At 65.4% G+C, this 16,320-nt stretch carries 15 protein-coding genes and 2 pseudogenes; 9 read left to right on the top strand and 8 right to left on the bottom strand.

The window, feature by feature from the left end; genetic code table 11:
• The first annotated feature begins 160 nt into the window (after positions 1 to 160).
• Together ACN9M6_RS10690 and ACN9M6_RS10695 are read left to right on the top strand one after the other, a co-directional pair.
• Positions 161 to 910 (top strand): ATP-binding cassette domain-containing protein, encoded by a 750-nt coding sequence (locus tag ACN9M6_RS10690; protein ID WP_419162898.1) that lies wholly within the window; start codon positions 161 to 163, stop codon positions 908 to 910.
• A gap of 508 nt (positions 911 to 1,418) precedes the next feature.
• Positions 1,419 to 3,086: an IS1595 family transposase gene (locus ACN9M6_RS10695; protein ID WP_419162899.1), complete on the top strand. Its 1,668-nt coding sequence runs from the start codon at positions 1,419 to 1,421 to the stop codon at positions 3,084 to 3,086.
• Positions 3,087 to 3,264: 178 nt separating this feature from the next.
• Here the strand turns inward: ACN9M6_RS10695 and ACN9M6_RS10700 are convergent, their stop codons facing one another.
• From ACN9M6_RS10700 to ACN9M6_RS10710, 3 genes and pseudogenes are all read right to left on the bottom strand, one after another.
• Positions 3,265 to 3,642: a transposase gene (locus ACN9M6_RS10700; protein ID WP_419163746.1), complete on the bottom strand. Its 378-nt coding sequence runs from the start codon at positions 3,640 to 3,642 to the stop codon at positions 3,265 to 3,267.
• Between the two features lie 129 nt (positions 3,643 to 3,771).
• Positions 3,772 to 4,008 (bottom strand): annotated as a pseudogene (locus ACN9M6_RS10705) (hypothetical protein); the annotation flags it as partial.
• A 27-nt stretch (positions 4,009 to 4,035) separates the two neighbouring features.
• Complete coding sequence (locus tag ACN9M6_RS10710; RefSeq protein ID WP_419162900.1) at positions 4,036 to 4,254, bottom strand: hypothetical protein; 219 nt, start codon at positions 4,252 to 4,254, stop codon at positions 4,036 to 4,038.
• Positions 4,255 to 4,765: 511 nt separating this feature from the next.
• On the opposite strand from ACN9M6_RS10710, the gene ACN9M6_RS10715 reads away from it, so the two are divergent.
• Both ACN9M6_RS10715 and ACN9M6_RS10720 read left to right on the top strand, forming a co-directional pair.
• Positions 4,766 to 5,011: a hypothetical protein gene (locus tag ACN9M6_RS10715; RefSeq protein WP_419162901.1), complete on the top strand. Its 246-nt coding sequence runs from the start codon at positions 4,766 to 4,768 to the stop codon at positions 5,009 to 5,011.
• Between the two features lie 202 nt (positions 5,012 to 5,213).
• The gene (locus tag ACN9M6_RS10720) at positions 5,214 to 5,858 is read left to right on the top strand and encodes a hypothetical protein (protein ID WP_419162902.1); all 645 of its coding nucleotides are present in this window, start codon (positions 5,214 to 5,216) and stop codon (positions 5,856 to 5,858) included.
• A gap of 68 nt (positions 5,859 to 5,926) precedes the next feature.
• On the opposite strand, the gene ACN9M6_RS10725 is transcribed toward ACN9M6_RS10720, so the two are convergent.
• The 3 genes from ACN9M6_RS10725 to ACN9M6_RS10735 form a co-directional block, all read right to left on the bottom strand.
• Positions 5,927 to 7,063 (bottom strand): DUF1295 domain-containing protein, encoded by a 1,137-nt coding sequence (locus ACN9M6_RS10725; RefSeq protein ID WP_419162903.1) that lies wholly within the window; start codon positions 7,061 to 7,063, stop codon positions 5,927 to 5,929.
• A gap of 29 nt (positions 7,064 to 7,092) precedes the next feature.
• A complete protein-coding gene (locus ACN9M6_RS10730) occupies positions 7,093 to 8,442 on the bottom strand; it encodes a serine hydrolase domain-containing protein (RefSeq protein ID WP_419162904.1) in 1,350 nt (449 codons plus the stop codon).
• Between the two features lie 92 nt (positions 8,443 to 8,534).
• Positions 8,535 to 9,131, bottom strand: coding sequence for an HD domain-containing protein (locus ACN9M6_RS10735; protein ID WP_419162905.1), 597 nt, complete (start codon positions 9,129 to 9,131; stop codon positions 8,535 to 8,537).
• 184 nt (positions 9,132 to 9,315) lie between these two features.
• Between ACN9M6_RS10735 and ACN9M6_RS10740 the strand changes: the two genes are divergently transcribed.
• Entirely contained in the window at positions 9,316 to 10,431 is a 1,116-nt protein-coding gene (locus tag ACN9M6_RS10740; protein ID WP_419162906.1) for a TauD/TfdA family dioxygenase, read from the top strand.
• A 22-nt stretch (positions 10,432 to 10,453) separates the two neighbouring features.
• Positions 10,454 to 11,323 carry a methylenetetrahydrofolate reductase gene (locus tag ACN9M6_RS10745; RefSeq protein WP_419162907.1) on the top strand — a complete coding sequence of 290 codons (870 nt, stop codon included), beginning with the start codon at positions 10,454 to 10,456 and terminating at the stop codon, positions 11,321 to 11,323.
• Between the two features lie 7 nt (positions 11,324 to 11,330).
• Here the strand turns inward: ACN9M6_RS10745 and ACN9M6_RS10750 are convergent, their stop codons facing one another.
• The gene (locus tag ACN9M6_RS10750) at positions 11,331 to 12,479 is read right to left on the bottom strand and encodes an ATP-binding protein (protein ID WP_419162908.1); all 1,149 of its coding nucleotides are present in this window, start codon (positions 12,477 to 12,479) and stop codon (positions 11,331 to 11,333) included.
• A gap of 116 nt (positions 12,480 to 12,595) precedes the next feature.
• Between ACN9M6_RS10750 and ACN9M6_RS10755 the strand changes: the two genes are divergently transcribed.
• Both ACN9M6_RS10755 and ACN9M6_RS10760 read left to right on the top strand, forming a co-directional pair.
• Positions 12,596 to 13,312, top strand: coding sequence for a class I SAM-dependent methyltransferase (locus ACN9M6_RS10755; RefSeq protein WP_419162909.1), 717 nt, complete (start codon positions 12,596 to 12,598; stop codon positions 13,310 to 13,312).
• A complete protein-coding gene (locus ACN9M6_RS10760; protein ID WP_419162910.1) occupies positions 13,302 to 13,841 on the top strand; it encodes a hypothetical protein in 540 nt (179 codons plus the stop codon). Before ACN9M6_RS10755 ends, ACN9M6_RS10760 begins: the two co-directional genes overlap by 11 nt.
• A 128-nt stretch (positions 13,842 to 13,969) precedes the next feature.
• Here ACN9M6_RS10760 and ACN9M6_RS10765 read toward each other — a convergent pair.
• A pseudogene (locus ACN9M6_RS10765) lies at positions 13,970 to 15,189 on the bottom strand (ISL3 family transposase).
• Positions 15,190 to 15,359: 170 nt separating this feature from the next.
• On the opposite strand from ACN9M6_RS10765, the gene ACN9M6_RS10770 reads away from it, so the two are divergent.
• Positions 15,360 to 16,301, top strand: a complete 942-nt coding sequence (locus ACN9M6_RS10770; protein ID WP_419162911.1) for an aldo/keto reductase — start codon at positions 15,360 to 15,362, stop codon at positions 16,299 to 16,301.
• Positions 16,302 to 16,320: the final 19 nt, after the last annotated feature.

Here is a 16,320-nt window from a genome sequence, read left to right on the forward strand (position 1 = left end):
CCGCCCGCTCTGGCCTACCTGGCGCTCATGCTTGCGCTCACGGTCGCCATCGCCATCCTGCCGGGCGTGGTGTTGTTCCTTCCGAATCTGCTCGGGTACTAGGGCTTGTCACGGTCGCCGCGTAAACTGCAAGGTCGGTTAATCTTCGCATCTTGGACCAGTGATTGAACCTGCCAGCTTTGCGGGGACGAATACCTCCGCAGATTTCGAGATCGAGTTGTGCTCTTTCTCGGTGAAGTATCCGCTGTTCGAACTTGAGCCGCTGAACATCCGCATGATGGCGGGCGAGCGGGTGGCCCTGGTCGGCCCGAATGGAGCGGGGAAGACAACGATCTTGCGGGCGCTCTCGGGTTCTCTTCCAGAGTACGGTGGCAAGGTACTGTTCGGCGGTACCGATTCGCGCGCTCTTTTTCCGGGCCTGCGAAACCACGTGGGTGTCATGCCGGAACGACTCCTCGGATTCGACTGGATGACGGTTCGACAGCACTTCGACCTGCTGGCAGAGTTCTTCGACAGGTGGGACCGTGACTACGAGGCCGAGTTGATGGACCGACTTGAGATTTGCGAGGAAGGTTGCCTGGGGACCCTTTCAAGCGGTAACCGGGCCAAGGTCGCATTCGTATCGGCTGAGGCGTTTCGGCCTCGGGTACTGCTCCTCGACGAGCCGACATCCGGTCTGGACCCCGTGATGCGCAAGCATCTCATCAATGCGGTCGTCGAGAATCTGGACAACGATCAGGGAAGGATCGTCCTGTTCTCGACCCACATCCTTGAGGACGTGGAATGGCTGGCCGAGCGTGTCCTGGTGCTCAGGAACGGAAGCCTGATAGCCGACCGCCCGGTGCCGGACATGCGCACCGATGGAAAGTCTCTGACGGGTGTCCTTTACGCGTTGATGGTTGCCAAATGAGCCCGCGACATGTTGGAACCCTGGCTCGCGTAGAGATCCAGCGCGCCAAACCCTTGCTGGGTCGCTTGTACCTGGCAGGGGCGGCAGGACTTGCTCTCTTCTTCGCTTTGGGTCGGGGCTCCGGGGAGAATGTTCTGGTCGTCATCATGGGCGTGACGATGGGTGCGGCCGCAGTCATGCCCTTCGCCGTCATGCGAGACAAGCTCGATCACACACTTGAGTTCCTGCTGTCGCTGCCCGTGACCGTTTCCGACCTGGTCACGGCCCGGTTTCTGGCCGCGGCGCTGGGGCTACTCCCCGGTGCGATTGCCACCGGGGTGGCGTTTGCGCTCGTGACTCCGCCCGAAGAGTTCTGCGTCATCGCGGCGGCCTCACCCTTCCCAATAGCTGCACGCGCTGCGGGGGGCTGGACACCTACGAGGTCAAGCACCCGTCAATGCCTTATCGATGCCGTGATTGCCGCAGGTACTTCTCAGCCAAGATGGGCACGGCGCTTGAGGGGTCGAAGGTGACGTACAAGCAGTGGGTGTACGCGATCTACCTTTCGCTGACGAACCTGAAGGGTGTGAGCAGCCTTAAGATCCGGCGCGACTTGGGCGTGAGCCAGCCGACCGCTTGGTTCATGATGCACCGTATTCGCGAGGCGTGGGGCTATACGCCCGAAGAGTTTGACGGCCCGATTGAAGTAGATGAGACCCATATCGGCGGGCTGGAGAAGAACAAGCATGCCAGCAAGAAGCTGAACGCCGGTCGCGGTCCCGTAGGCAAGACGGCTGTGGTGGGTGTGAAGGACAGGGCGACGAAGCGCGTCAAGGCGAAGGTGGTTGATCGGACGGACGCCGCTACGCTGGTCCCGTTCGTGGAGTCGCACCGCAGGCGTGGCGCGATGGCCTATACCGACGAGTCTCGCGCTTACCAGAGCCTTGAGAACCACGAGGCGGTGAAGCATGGCGCGAAGGAGTACGTACGCGGCATGGCACACACGAACGGCATGGAGAGCTTTTGGGGGATGTTGAAGCGAGGCTACAAGGGCGTGTACCACGTCATGTCGCCAAAGCATTTGCACCGCTACGTGAACGAGTACGCGGGCCGTCACAACATCCGCGACATGGACACCATCGAGCAGATGCATGACGTGGTGGCGGGTCTGGTCGGCAAGCGGGCTGCTTTGGCGCGATCTGACGGCAGAGGAAGCCGGTTGATGTTGGCAGACTGGAGTGCTACGCTGCCAGTGACATCGTTTCCATGTGGGAACCGCATGGTTGTTTCATTGAAAGGGAGACGCATGACCAATTCGCTTCGTAGAATCTACCGGAAGCGGTTGAGTGTACCGCTTGTCTTGATGCTGATGGTTGCATGTGATGCTGGTACTAGCACTGGCCCCAAGACTGAGTTGCCTGAACAGACTGCACCATTGACCATGAGTGCTGTGTCAAATAGCATCGGGGGTCCGAACGGATTTGAGATTAAGTGGTGGCATTGGCCAGCGGACAGCTTGGCTGCGACCGAAAAAGCCATTATCACTCGTGCCGTCAGCAAGTGGCAGGACGTTCTCGAACCATCCGATCCTTGGGAAGTGCCAGCAGGAACCTTGTACTGCCCGAGCGTCCCCGGCACAACAATAAACTTTGGTGCAATGGGTACCGTCATCGATGATATATCCATTGGAATTCGTAAGAGCGAGATTGATGGTCCGGGCGGTGTTTGGGGACAGGCCATGTCTTGTGTCGTTCGGACACGAGGTCTCTTGCCGCCGTTTGGACCCATAACGGTGGACTATTTACCTGCCTACAGCTTTATCTGGCTGGACGAGGCAGATGTTCCAGACATGACAAGCGATGAACTTTATGACCTTGTTCTTCATGAGATGGGGCACGCGCTTGGCTTCGGAACCGTGGGGCTGGCCGTGCTGAATCTGGTGGGCGATGCACGTCCTCCGGGGTCGGCGCTTTATCACGATACTTACTTCTTGGGAAAGAACGCAATCGCGGCGTTCGACTCCGTGGGTGGGGGAACCTACAGCGGCAACAAAGTCCCGCTGGACAACGTGGGCCTACGTTTCACTGCGCATTGGCGAGAATCCACGATGGTGTCGGAGCTTATGACGCCTTACGCTACGTCGGGTGATGACCCTGATACGGTGCGGGCGTTTCAGGATTTGGGCTACGAGCGTTGATGTTAACGGAAGCCGGACCTACACCCTCCGACTGAGGGCCGGATATGGGCGGGGCTCGGGAGGGGTCCCGGGCGGCTCGCGGAGACAAGACGGGGAGTGGGCGCCGCGGCGCGGCGCCTCCGGAAGGCCGGGGCCGGGACGATTATGACCGGCGGTTGTGGCGACGTGGCGTACGTTTTCAGGCGGGCGCGGGCGGCGGGAGACCGGTCCCGATGGCCCGGAGGGCTGGTCGCAGGAGGCCGAGGGCCGGTTCGCCGCGGGCGAACCCGAGCGAGGTTCGGCGGGCGTGGGAGGTGATCCTCGCGGGCGCGCGCAGCAGGCGCAGCCGGATGCCGCGCGGCTGCACGGCGCGCCAGCGGCCGCCGAGGAAGTTCGCGCGCAGGATGTGAAGAAGCTGGTAGGCGAGCGCGGCGAGGCGCCACAGCAGGGCGTTGCCGCCGAGGTCGTCCACCGCGGTGCGGCCGGCCGAGAGCTGGCCCAGCTCCCCGATCCGCTGCTCGACGACCGCGCCCGCGTTGTAGGCGCGCCACGCCTCCACGGGGCCGGTGCCCTCGATGTTGGTGAACGTCGGCGCTCACCGTGGTCTCCCACGTCGCGAGATCGAGTTCCCCCTCCTCCGGTCCGGTCCGTCTCCGCCTCTCGACCGAGAGAAGCCTGGTCCCCCACAGCTCGCCGGAGGCGGTCCTCAGCTCCCGGTCCCCGGCCTCGTCCCGGGCGGCGGTTCCCAGGCGCCCCGGAAGCCGCCGAGCCAGGCGTGCCGCGGCACCTTGAGCAGATAGGACACGCCGAGCTCCTCCATGTGCCGCGCGATGGACCTGGAGAAGAACCCCTTGTCCAGCCGCACGGTGATCCGCCGCACCCCCGCCCCCCTCAGGCGGGCCACCAGCCCGGCCAGCCACGCCTCCGCCCCCCGGGCCGTGTGCGCGTTGCCCGGCCGCCAGGCACCCCGTCAGTCGCCCGTCTCCAGGACGTAGGCCAGCAGGGGGTGGTGCGAGGGACGGCCCGGCTTCTTCGGGTTGTAGCCCCGCTCCGCCCCGGCCTGCTTCAGCCCGTAGCGCACCACGACGGTCGAGTCCATCACGATCGTCGCCGACCGGGGCGCCCCGCCGGCCAGCTCCCAGCGCCGCCGCACCATCCGCCACAGCAGATCGTCGAGCAGGGGGGACATCACCGCGGCCGAGCACCGCAGCCAGCGCCCACGTGGCCGGGTGCGGCATCGCGCCCAGCGAAGATTCGACGCCCCGCCGTTCCAGAAGCGGCAGGTCGTCCATCACCCCGCCGCCGTACAGGAGGCACCACCCACAACTCGACCACAGCGACGGCCGGTAGCGGCCGGGGACGTTCCGGGCCCGGTCGTCGATCCACCGGCCCAGCCCCAGCGCGTCCCACAGCTCCGGACCACGACAGGTGGGCGTCGGTGATCCGCCCGCCGCCCCCGCGGACCCTCAGCGCGGCCGGCGATCCTTGCACGTGCGGGCGCCATCCGGTATAGTCGTTTCCACGCACCATTCGGGTGTCCTCCGTGACGCGGTGAACCTTCGCCAGTCCACCATGGCGAGGGCCCCGGGTGGTGCTTTTCCATAGTCCGACACTATGATCTCACTATCGTCAAGGCCTCCACGGCCCGGCCACGGCCGCCCTCCCGGACGAAGCCCGCGTCCACGATCGCAGGATCCGGGATGACGCCTTACGCTACGTCGGGTGATGACGAACTGAGCCTCGTCACGGTGCGGGCGTTTCAGGATTTGGGCTACGAGGTTGATGTAACGGAAGCCGACACCTACACCCTTCCGACTGAAACCGGGCCGGATATGGATGTTTCCGGTGTGGCTTATGGTGACGATGTTCGTCAAGGTCCCATCATCGTTGTGGATCAAGAAGGCAATCGTCGGGTCGTACGTTCACCTACGCAGCAAGACCGTTAGTTGGGGGAAACAGAGATGACAGCGGAAGAGATGCAGGAGACACGAGAGGTAGACGGCCAGTCGTCAACGGACCATAACGAGTGGTCGGCGAAGTGGGATCAGCCGTCGCAAGCGCCGGGCTTCGAGGGCGCAACACCGCAGGCATTGGCGCGGATGCTGTTTCCTCCGCTACGTAACCGACAGTAACCAAGGAGGAAAGACTGTGGGGTGGCTCAAGGAGCGTAGAGAACAGAAGCGACAAGAAGCCCAACGTCAGGCTGATCTTGCCGAGCAACAACGCGCATATTTGGCCCGAGTTTTTGAGCAAGTGCTTCAAATGGCAGAGGACGGCGTAGTTCCTGATGTGAATTGGGGTGTAGATATCCCATTCCGTCTTCTAAAGTCCGAGCGCCTATATGCGGCCAGCGAAGCGGTCTACGCTGAGAAGAAACTACGCCGAAAGACAGTGGGTCGTACGAGTGGTACTAGTGTTCGAGTAATGAAGGGCGTATCGGTACGCACAGGTGGATTTGCGGGGCATGGAGTTGATTATCATGAGATCGTAGAGCATGGCCCCGGAATACTTGCTGTGACCAACAAACACATTCTTTTTTCTGGTCACAAGTCGGCGCGAATCCCGTTCAGAAAAGTTGTGACATCACAGATTGATCGGGAATCAGGACTCATTGAGGTAGTTCGAGATCGAGCAAGTGGGATGCCGGAGTATTTCTACATAAATGAGCAGGCTAACCAATTCTTCGCCGATCTTATGTCGCTTATGCCTGCTGTGGAATTTGGCAGGTCCGAGCCCGAGGTCCGATCTGTAGAGTTGTCGGATGGAATGGCGATGTTTGCAGATACTGTTTAGTGGAGCGTACACTCTCCTTTGTAGTCTCCCAACGAAAGCACCAGCGCGTCCGCAAAAAAAGGCAAGGTTCAATAGATGCCGGGAATGATCCGATATTTGGCCCGTGCTTGATACTCCTCCCACTTCTCGGGGCCGTATTTCTCGGCGCAGAACTGGTCGTCGAGGCGTTGACGGGAGATGAACAGTCCCACGATGAACACGAGGTAGGTCCAGGCCCAGGGATTGGCGAAGTGACCGAATACGAGGGCGATTGAAAGGGCAAGGAATCCCTCGCCCAGGTAGTTGAAGTGACGGGCGACGCCCCACAGGCCGCTGCACAGGATCTTGCGGTCACCGGCCTCGATGTACTCGGGTTCGATGAGGCCGAGGAACTTGCGGTCGGGCCAGCGCTTGAAGGTGTACTTCTGCATGTTGGCGCCGCGCGCGATGCCCCACCCGACGAGGAACAGCGCGGCCGATCCGATGAGCCAGACGTGCCTCCACGGCGTCGAGAAGCCGGGGTCCGGGTACACGGCCATGCCCCACAGCGGCAGGATGTAGAGCCACCCGTACACCATGATGCCGCCCCAGATCATCTTGAAGCCGAGCCGTTCGTGGATCACGTCGTAGGTGTAGAGCTGGACGCGCTCGAAGATGAAGTAGTCGAAGACGTAGAACGTGAGGAACCCGGCATACAGGAAGACGCCGGGGTTCGAGTCCGCGCCGAATAGCCCTTGGTGGTACGCGGCTCCGGAGAGGGCGTTCAGCGACAGCATCGTCCCGCCCACGACGTACAGGTACATCTTCACGTCGAAGCGCTCGTTGAAGAACGACAGCTCCAGCGCGCGCCCTTCCCACAGGGCGACGAAGGGACGCTCTATCTTGCCTCGCGACCGCCCGAACGCCACCAGGATGGCGAGGATGAGGCACAGGACCGTTCCGCCGGCCATCTGATAGATCGAGGATCGGTAGAACCAGTCCCGCGGCATCCCGGTGAGTTCGAGCGCCCACACGATCAGCGCGAGCGCGAACACCAGAAGACCGTTCAGCCGATAGTTGCGGGGTTCGCCGGTCTCCGGGTTGATGACGTAACCGGGAACCCGCCTTCCCGGGAGCACGAGTTGCGCCAGGCAAAACACGGTGCAGATCACCAGCGGGGTGAAGAAACCCGCGATCGCTTCGGTCCCGGACAGCTCGAACAGGTGGCCGATGCCAAAGCCATTCAATCATCAGAAACGTCCTCTCCGGGGGTCCGCTAACCCTCCGTCCGCGCGAACCTCAGGTTCTTGACCCGCCCTGCGTCGACCATCATCGCCCCGTACCGGCCCCCGACGAGTTCGGAGAAGCGGAAGATCGTTCCGCCCTCGATGGTGAGCTGCCCGTCCGCTTCGGCCGCGAGCGTGACCGGGTCCCGCCGACCGACGTGAAGCGTGAGCCCCGCCGCGCCTTCCTCCACGATCCGATACGTGGCGTCCAACTCGGGGCTGTGGAAGGATCCGGCGTAACGCGTGCGATGCGGGATGTCGTGGTCGGGCGGAGCCTCGGGAGCGTCCTCGTCCGCCGCCTCCTCCGCCTCGCCCGCCGCGACGTCTTCGGGCGGGTCCATCGCGTCTTCCAGATAGATTTCGGCCGTGCTTGCGATGAGGGACATGGGATCGATCCGCGACCGGTTGCACAGGGCCACGAAGGAGTGGCCGGTGCCGGGATAGCGAGACATTCCCGTTCGGTAGCCGACCCACGATCCGCCGTGCCCGACCGTGGCCAGCCCCTGGTGCTCGCCGTGGGAGAGACCGAAGGCGTATGGAATCGTATCGCCGGAGGTGAGCACGCCGCGCTCGTGCATGAGCGCCACCCAATCGGGTCCGCCGACGGTGCCCTTGGTCAGGTTGCGGTCCCACGCGGCCCACTCCTCCACCGAGGTGTAGATGCCGCCGTCTCCGACCACGTCGAGCGTCGTCATGTTGATCCGGAAACCGCTTTCGGTCGGCGAATAGCCGGTCGCCCGGTTGGGGACGACCTCGTTGTGGTCGTCGTGGAAGTGCGTGTGCGGCATGCCCAGGGGGTCGAAGAACTCGGCCTTGGCGAACTCCCGCAGGCTCTGCCCCGTAACCCTGGCCACGATCTCGCCGAGCAGGACGTAGCCGGAGTTGCTGTACAGGTACTCGGAGCCCGGAGGAAAGTTGAGTTCGCGCTGCCGGGTGATCGCGTCGAGGATGTCCCGATTGGTGATGAAGTCCTCGCTCCGGTTCCCCGCCAGGGAGAAGAGTCCGAGGTAGTCGCGCACGCCGGAGGTGTGGTGGACCAGGTGCCGGACGGCGGGAGGGTCGGGGTAGTCGGGGAATTCGGGGATGTAGCGCTGGACGGTAGCGTCCAGATCCACCTCTCCGCGGAGGGCCAGCAGGGCGATCGCGCCGGCCGTGAACTGCTTGGAGACCGACGCGATGCGGTAGATGGTCGCGGGCCCGTTCGGGACGCCGTACTCGAGGTTGGCGGATCCGTAGCCGGCGGCGTGGACCAGGCGGCCGTTCCGGATCACGCCCACGGAGCAGCCGGGCCCGTCGGCGCTGGCGTAGTCGGCGAAGACCGCGTCGACCCGGGCGGCCATCCCGCCGTCGCCCTCGGGGGCGCACCCTGTGAGCGCGCCGCCCAGGACCGCGGCGCCGATGAAATGAAGGCCGACGCTCCGCGGGTGCGTGGTCAGGACCGCCTCCTCGGCGCGAGGCTGAACGGTTCGCGCGCGAACAACCGGCGCACCATCGGCTCGAAGAACTCCAGCGGCAGCGAATCGTAGTCGGGATCGAACGAGCACTGATCCCAGCGGTGGCAGAAGTCCACGGCGTCCTGATACCAGGGGTGGTCGCGGTACTTGTCGCGCGCGTTGGGGTCGCCGCCCACGTGGTGGGCGTAGTAGACGCGCTGGAACAGGCCGTGGTGCCGGACGATCCAGTGCGTGCGCTCGGTCACGAAGGGCCGGAGCAGGAGCGCGGCCAGCTCGCCGTGGCTGTGCGGGGCCAGCAGGTCGTCGATGTCGTGCAGGAGCGCCGCTACGACCATCTCCTCTTCCGCGCCGTCGCGATGGGCGCGGGTCGCGCTCTGCAGGGAATGCTCCAGCCGGTCGACCTGGTAGCCGGAGAGCGAACCGGACAGCTCACGGAGATGTGCCAACACCCGGTCGGCGGTGCCGGCGGCGAACTCCTCCTCCAGGTGCGCGAGCAGCTCGTAGTCCTCGCGGGTGCCGTCCGCCATGCTGGTGAAGCTCACCACGGGACCGCTCGGCGTTGCCATAGGGTGCATGCTTGTCACTCCCCCGATGAAGGCTCTTCGCCACGCAGGCTCGGTAGAAACGGAGGGCATTGTCAACGGCGGGACGCCTGAACGCGCCCCGCCCGGCTCGGTGCTTGACACGCACAGGAAAAGCGCGCTTGATGCTCGGTAGCGCATGCTTCAGGCCGGTCACAACGGATTGAGGGGATCGACCATGCATCACTCGATCAGCAGCGTCGCCCGGAGTGCCGACGCCCTGTCCGCGGTCTGGAGCGGCGGCGAACGGACCGATCTTCCCTATCTCTGGCTGCGCGACAATTGCGGTTGCAGCGAGTGCTGCGTCGAGCAGACCACGGAGAAGCGGTTCCACATCTTCAAGGTCCCCACGGACCTGAGACCGCAGACGGTCAGCATCGAAGACGCCGGGTCCGAGGACGAGGCGATCTCCATCGCCTGGCCGGACGGGCACCATACTCGCTACCGGTCGAGCGAGATCCACGGCCTCCTGAGCCCACCTCGTCTAGACCTGCAGTACTGGGACGGCCGGTTCCAGCCGCGGAGGTTCGACTACGGGCGGTTCCAGGCGAGCGACCGCGCGGCGGCGGAGATGATCGAGGAGTTTCTGCGGACGGGGGTCTGCGTACTGGTCGACGCCCCCACCGAACCGGATTCGCTGGAGCAGCTCGCGACCCGTCTGGGCCCGGTCCGCGAGGTGCTGTTCGAGCGCATCCACAACGTCGTGCTCGATCCGAAGGGATACAACATCGCGCACACGGGTCTGGCCGTCGCACCGCATAACGACTTTACCAGCTACAGCTGGCCGCCGAGCGTGCAGGCCCTGCACATGCTGGTGAACGAGTGCGAAGGCGGGGAATCTACCGTCGTGGACGGCTTCGGCCTGCTCAACGAGCTACGCAGCCATCACCCCGACAAGTTCGACGTGCTGTGCGCGGTGCCGGTGCCGTCCCGCATCTTCAGCGAGGAATACGAGTGCTACGCGGTCAACCCCATGGTCGCGCTGGACAGCGACGGTGAGGTCGGGATGGTGCGCTTCAATACCGCGCAGATGCAGGCGATTCCCCTGTCGGAGCCTCGGCTGGGCGAGTTCTACGCCGCCTACCACGAGCTGTCCAGGCGCGTCAATGACCCGGGCGCCCAGGTGAACTTCCGGTTGGAGGGCGGGCAGATTCTGCTGTGCGCCGGGCACCGGGTGCTGCACGGCCGCACCGCGCTGCGCTCGAAGGGGCATCGCCACCTGCAGGACGCCTACTTCGAGCACGACAATGTGCGCAACCACCCCAGGATGCTGCGCCGCACCGGCCGGATCTGAGGGCCCGGCCGCAGCCGGCCGCATGCCGCCTCCTTCAGAGACCCGGACCCGGGCCGCGCTCCGCGACCTGGCCCTCGCAGCATCCGTGGAGGTTCTGGCGCGAAGGGTGCCGCCGCCGGAAGTCCTCGCCGGCCACCTGCCCCGCGGTGCCGCCGTCTATGTGCCGTTCCCGCCGAAGGGCCGGTGGCCGGACACGATCGCCGCCTGTGTACGGGTGCTGGCGGCGGGCATGAAGCCGGTGCCGCACCTCTCGGCGCGCTCGGTGCGGAGCCCGGACGAGCTCGGTGACTGGCTGGACGCGCTGATGGAGACAGGGGTGGATTCCCTGATGTTGGTGGCCGGAGACCGCACCGCGCCCGCCGGCCCGTATCCCGATACGCCGGCCCTGCTGGATTCCGGGCTGCTCGCCGAGCGCGGTCTGCGGCGGCTTGGCGTCACGGCGTATCCGGAGGGGCATCCCTTCGTCGGCCCGGCCGATCTGGATGAAGCACTTCGGCGCAAAACGGAATACGCCCGGGCGACGGGTTCGGAGCTTTGGTTGGTGACGCAGTTCGTGTTCTCGCCCGCCCCCGCTCTCGCCTGGCTGGCGCGGACGAGAGAGGCCGGCTGCACGCTGCCGGTTCGCATCGGGGTTCCGGGGCCCGTCGCGCTACGCACGCTGATCGGATACGCGGTCCGCTGCGGCGTCGGGGCGTCCGCGCGGGCGTTGAGGCGCAGGCCCGGCGTCGCACGGTTGGCGGGCAGATGGTCGCCGACCCCCATTGCGCTGGCGCTGGCCTCGCACCTGGCCGACCGTGAGAAGGCGCCTGCCGTCGACATTCACCTGTTCACCTTCGGCGGCCTGGCGAACGCGGCCGGATGGCTGTCCCGTTCGTGCACCGGGCGTCGCTGAACATATGTCATTCGTGCCGTCGTATTGATGCCGTGCGGACTTCGCTCAGCGGGACAGCTTCGATGTCCCGACCGAGCGAGAAACTCTCGCGACCCGGGTAGACGACGAGCTTGCGGGCCGGCCGCAGGTCCTCACAGGCGCTGTGGAAACCACGCGAAACCCTGGGTGCGGTACTTCGCTTGATTTCCACCGCCCAGATCTCGCCCGCACCAAGCTCGATGACGAGATCGACCTCCGCCCCGCCCACGGTCCGGTAGTAGCCGAGCAAGGCGTGCGCCGGGAGGGCGCTCGCGATGTTCTCGATCACCAACCCTTCCCAGCTGCTCCCGGCCACGGGGTGTCCCAGGAGAGAATCCAGCGATTCGATTCCGAGAAGAGCGTGACAGACTCCGCTGTCCCGCAGGTACGTCTTGGGCGCCTTCACGAGTCGTCGGCCCAGATTCCCCCGCCATGAGACCAGCCGCCTCACCAGCAACAGGTCGACCATCAGGTCCAGGTAGCGGGCGACGGTCACGCCGCTGAGACTCAGAGACTTGGCCAGGCCGGCTGCATTGAACGTCTGTCCCTGGTTGTGGGCGAGCATCGTCCAGAAGCGCCGCAGCGTCTCAGTCGGGATCCGCGGGCCCAGGGCCGGAATATCGCGTTCGAGATAGGTCTGAATGAAATCGAGCCGCCACTCGAAGCTGTCCGCGTCGTCTCCCGCCTCCAGGCTCTCCGGGAATCCGCCGCGAGACCACAGATCATCGAGACGCTCCGCGCCAACCTCCCCCACACTCAGCGAGGTCATTTCGCAGTACGCCACACGTCCGGCAAGGGTCTCGCCGGACTGCTGGAGCAGCTCAATGGAGGCCGAACCGAGGAAGAGAAAGTGACCCGTGCGGCGACCGTCCCGGCGGCGCCGGTCTATGACGCCGCGGAGCGGCTCGAAGAGACCCGGTACCCGCTGAATCTCGTCGAAGACGACCATCCGCTCGGCGTTCCGGCGGCAGTACGCGTCGACATCGGCCAGCTTGGCCCGATCCGAGGGGCGCTCCAGATCGAGGTAGGCGGCGCCCCGCTCGCGCGCGATATCGAGGGCCAGGGTCGTCTTGCCCACCTGCCGCGGTCCGGTTAGCACAACAGCCGGGGCCCGCGCCAGCAGGCGCTCTACCCGCAACTTGCTCTCGCGTGGGATCATTCGCATCATAACCATGCAAATCTAATACGCGATGTAAGATTTGTCAGGTTGTTGAAGCTCCGATACAGAAGGAGATCAAGGCCCCCTTGGAGGAGATGAGCCCATCTCTGGTCTCGGCACGCTGGGACGCGGAGTACCGCAACGGGAGATACGCCGGAGAGCCTCCCCTGCCTTTCGTAGACAAGATCCTCGCCACGATACGTGCCAGTTCGCTGGCCGAGCGCAGGGGGCTCTACATCGGGTGCGGAAACGGTCGGAACTATCTTCCGCTCGTGCGATCGGGACTTCATCTCTACGGACTGGATCTGTCTGCCGAAGCGCTTCGCCAGTTGGCTGCTCGGGAGCCTGCGCTGTCTACGCGCCTGATCTGCGCCGACTTCCGGACGTTCGTCAGCCGACGCCGCTTCAGCTACGTCATCGCGATTCAGGTGTTTCAGCACGGCGTTGCCGCCGACGTCGCCAGGTACTTCGCGGGAGTCGGGTCCCTCCTGTCTCCCGGTGGCCTCTTCTTCCTCCGGGCCAACGCCGCATCGACTCAGGTACGTCGACCGCATACGGTCATTGAGCAGAATGATTTTGGCGGGTTCACGATCCGTTATGAAGCCGGTCCCAAGCAGGGTCTTCCCGTCCACTTTTTTGCGCGCGACGAACTGCACGCCCTGGCACGCGATGACTTTGCTTTCGTAGCGCAGCCCCACGAGGACGTGACCGTGCGCACGCCACCCGAGACAGGTCACTGGGTCCAGTGGGAAGCGATATGCGAGCGCCTTGACGGTCAATCCGCATGGAGAGGACGGCGAAATGGGTCCTGAACGCTCTCACGATGCGGGAGATGCGCCCGACAACCCCTTTCGGAGGCTGCGTAGCCGAACGCTGATTCCGTGGGTGATCGTCGGCGGCATGGGCCTCGGCCTGGTCCTTGCCTTCGCAGGCTCGCCGTCGGCGATGGCTCCCCTGGACTCCCCGATCAGGGCTCTCATCTCCGGTCTCGCCCTCTATGGCCTCCCGTGGGCGTGGATCGTGTGGGCTTGCCGCAAGGCCGATGTGGATCTGGGCCGGCTCATCGGACGTGTCCCGGCGGGATACAACTGGCTTCCCGCGCAGTCTCGTACGCTGATTGTCCCAATCGCCTTCCACGCCGCCAACAACCTGGTTGGCAAGGTGGTTGGAGACGCTCTCGCGTGGGAAGAAGCGTTGGCTCCCGCCGCCAAGCTCGAGGAGATCGAGGCGATGGCGCTCCCGGGTGTGGCCATGCTGGCCGTGACGCTCCCCGTGCTCGTCTGGTATGTCCGGCGGCACTGGCCATCGCGCGACGCCGACATCCCCTACATGAGGGAGTAGCTTGCCCGTCCCTCCAAGACCTGCATGCTGAGCCCCAGCGCCATTCCTGCCGCTGTAGCGTTGCCATTCCTGCCGTTAGATTGATGCCGAATCTGCCGCTGGACCGATCGAGGAGGCTCCTCGCTGTTTCAGGTGGGTAGGTTGAAGTGGAGTTTGCCGCACACGAGATAGGCGATGGTGATGAAGTTCTCGGTGGTCCGGTAGCCTCGGGCTCTGGCCTTGGCGGCCTGGACCAAGGAGTTGATGCCCTCGATCATGCCGTTGGTGATCCTCGAGCGAACCAGAGGAGGATGCCGTCCCAGTGCTTCTTGATCGTCTTCGCCGTGTCGATGACGGGCTGGAGACCGCTTTTGCCGACCCAAAAACACCATCTCTCGAGGTAGACCTCGGCCAGCCGGGGCGGGAGATCCCAGAACGCCTCGAAGGCGAGCTTGAACCGGTAGGCGAGGGCCGTCTTCAGGCTCCGCCGCGACGGATCGAGCAGTTCGCCGATCCACTCGCGCTGGGAGGCGGTGAGCCCGCCGCGCCTCTTGAGCCACAGGTAGCGGGTGCGGTTCAGCTCGGGGCGCTCCTTGCGCTCGGCGCGCCTCACCTCATCCACCGCCCGGTTCATGACCCGCTGCACGTGGAAGCGGTCGAAGGTGACGCCGGCCTCCGGGAACGCCTCCCGCGCCCCCTTCATGTACGCGGCCGACATGTCCATGCACAGGTCTCGGACGCTCGAGGCGCGCCCCCCGTGTGCCTCGAGGTCCTCCCGGAAGCGGCGCACGACCGAAGCGTCGCGTCCCGGCGTCGCGTACAGAAGCCGCGAACGGTCCAGATCCGCGAACAGCGTGATGTAGTCGTGGCCCCGCCGGCACGCCGTCTCGTCCACCGCCACCGCGCGCACCTGGGAGAAGTCCGCCTCCGCCCGGGCCTCCCCCACGCGGCGCTTCAGCAACCGCCACAGCCGCGTGTCGTGCTCGCCCACCAGCCGGGCCACCGCCCGCACCGGCATCTCCCGCGCCAGGGCCACCACCAGCGCCTCGAACCACAGCGTGAAGCCCGAGCCCGGCTCCGCCCACGGCACCTTCGCCTGCCTCACCCCGCACGCCGGACACCTGACCCGCGGCACCCGCGCGTGCAGGTAGGCCCGGTGCTGAAAGAAGTCCAGGTGCCGCCATCGCTTCGGGCTCGAGTCGTGCGCCTTGCAGCCCTCCCGCCCGCACGAGGGGCAGTCGAACGTCCCGCCCGGCTCGAAGTCCAGATGCAGGTCCAGGCGGCGCTCCGCCGCGTCGAACTCCGTCCGCTTCACCCGCCACGGCCACTCGAGTCCCAGCGCCCGCTCGAACAGTCCACGCTCCGCCATGCCGCCGTCCCGCCCAGCCGCTCCGAGTCCCCCCAACCGCCCCGGCCGACCCCCGGAGACCACCGGGCACATCGCGGACCGGCAAGGGCACCGCCGGCCGACGCCGCCGGCACCGCCACTCTACCGCCCCTCATCCACCCCGAACAGCGAGGAGCCTCGAAGGAGGGCCTATGACGATCCCGAGCGATACCACGCGCCGCGACTTCCTGATTGGTCTGGCGGGTGCCGGAGCGCTGCTGGCCACCCGGGCCCCGGTGCTCGGGCGCACGCTGTCGCTCCAGGAGATGCTCCCCACCCGGCCGATACCGGGGACCGAAGAGACGCTCCCCATCGTCGGCTTCGGCTCCTCGAAGCCCGTGCTCGAGATCCCGACCGAGGGGACCGAGCCTGTGGCGGGCGTGATCCGCATGCTCCTCGAGTACGGGGGACGGGTCGTCGACACCTCGCCCCGCACACCGGAGATCGACGAGGAGTTCGGCCAGGTCCTCGCGGCACCGGAGTTCAGCGGCCGCCTCTTCGTCGCGACGAAGATCAACACGGACGGAGAAGCGTCGGGCATCGAACAGATGCGGCAGAACCAGCAGCTGGTCGTGGGCAACCGCACCCTGGACCTGCTCCAGGTCGAGAGCATGCGCGATCTGGACTTGCACTGGCCCAACGTGCGCCGGTGGAAGGACTCGGGAGAGGCGCGCTACATCGGCGTCACCACCTCCAGCATTGGCCAGCACGAGGCGTTCGAGGCGTTCATGAGGGCGGAACCCCTCGACTTCGTGCAGATGAACTACTCGGTGATGGAGCCGAACGCGGAGGACCGCCTCCTGCCGCTCGCCCAGGACCTCGGCCTCGGCGTCCTCATCAACCGCCCCTTCATGAACGGCACCTACTTCGGCCGCGTGAGCGGGCGCGATCTGCCCGCATGGGCGTCCGAGTTCGACTGCACGAGCTGGGCGCAGTTCTCACTCAAGTACATCCTCGCCCACCCCGCCGTGACGTGCGCCCTCACCGAGACGACGAACCCCGAGCACATGGCCGAGAACATCGGGACCGCCTTCGGCCGCCTCCCCGACGAGCCGACGAAGCGCCGCATGCGCGAACTGGTCCAGGACTTCTGAGAGGGGATCCGTGCCGGGA

It is taken from the genome of Candidatus Palauibacter sp. (assembly GCF_965197445.1).
Taxonomy (GTDB): domain Bacteria; phylum Gemmatimonadota; class Gemmatimonadetes; order Palauibacterales; family Palauibacteraceae; genus Palauibacter.

What these genes read in the sequence shown, in the direction of transcription:
- ACN9M6_RS10755 (WP_419162909.1), top strand. Translation starts at nt 12,596, where the DNA reads ATGAGCCCATCTCTGGTCTCGGCACGCTGGGACGCGGAGTACCGCAAC.
- ACN9M6_RS10740 (WP_419162906.1), top strand. Translation starts at nt 9,316, where the DNA reads ATGCATCACTCGATCAGCAGCGTCGCCCGGAGTGCCGACGCCCTGTCC.
- ACN9M6_RS10730 (WP_419162904.1), bottom strand. Translation starts at nt 8,442, where the DNA reads ATGGCCGCCCGGGTCGACGCGGTCTTCGCCGACTACGCCAGCGCCGAC.
- ACN9M6_RS10735 (WP_419162905.1), bottom strand. Translation starts at nt 9,131, where the DNA reads ATGCACCCTATGGCAACGCCGAGCGGTCCCGTGGTGAGCTTCACCAGC.
- ACN9M6_RS10745 (WP_419162907.1), top strand. Translation starts at nt 10,454, where the DNA reads ATGCCGCCTCCTTCAGAGACCCGGACCCGGGCCGCGCTCCGCGACCTG.
- ACN9M6_RS10710 (WP_419162900.1), bottom strand. Translation starts at nt 4,254, where the DNA reads ATGTCCCCCCTGCTCGACGATCTGCTGTGGCGGATGGTGCGGCGGCGC.
- ACN9M6_RS10715 (WP_419162901.1), top strand. Translation starts at nt 4,766, where the DNA reads ATGACGCCTTACGCTACGTCGGGTGATGACGAACTGAGCCTCGTCACG.
- ACN9M6_RS10770 (WP_419162911.1), top strand. Translation starts at nt 15,360, where the DNA reads ATGACGATCCCGAGCGATACCACGCGCCGCGACTTCCTGATTGGTCTG.
- ACN9M6_RS10760 (WP_419162910.1), top strand. Translation starts at nt 13,302, where the DNA reads ATGGGTCCTGAACGCTCTCACGATGCGGGAGATGCGCCCGACAACCCC.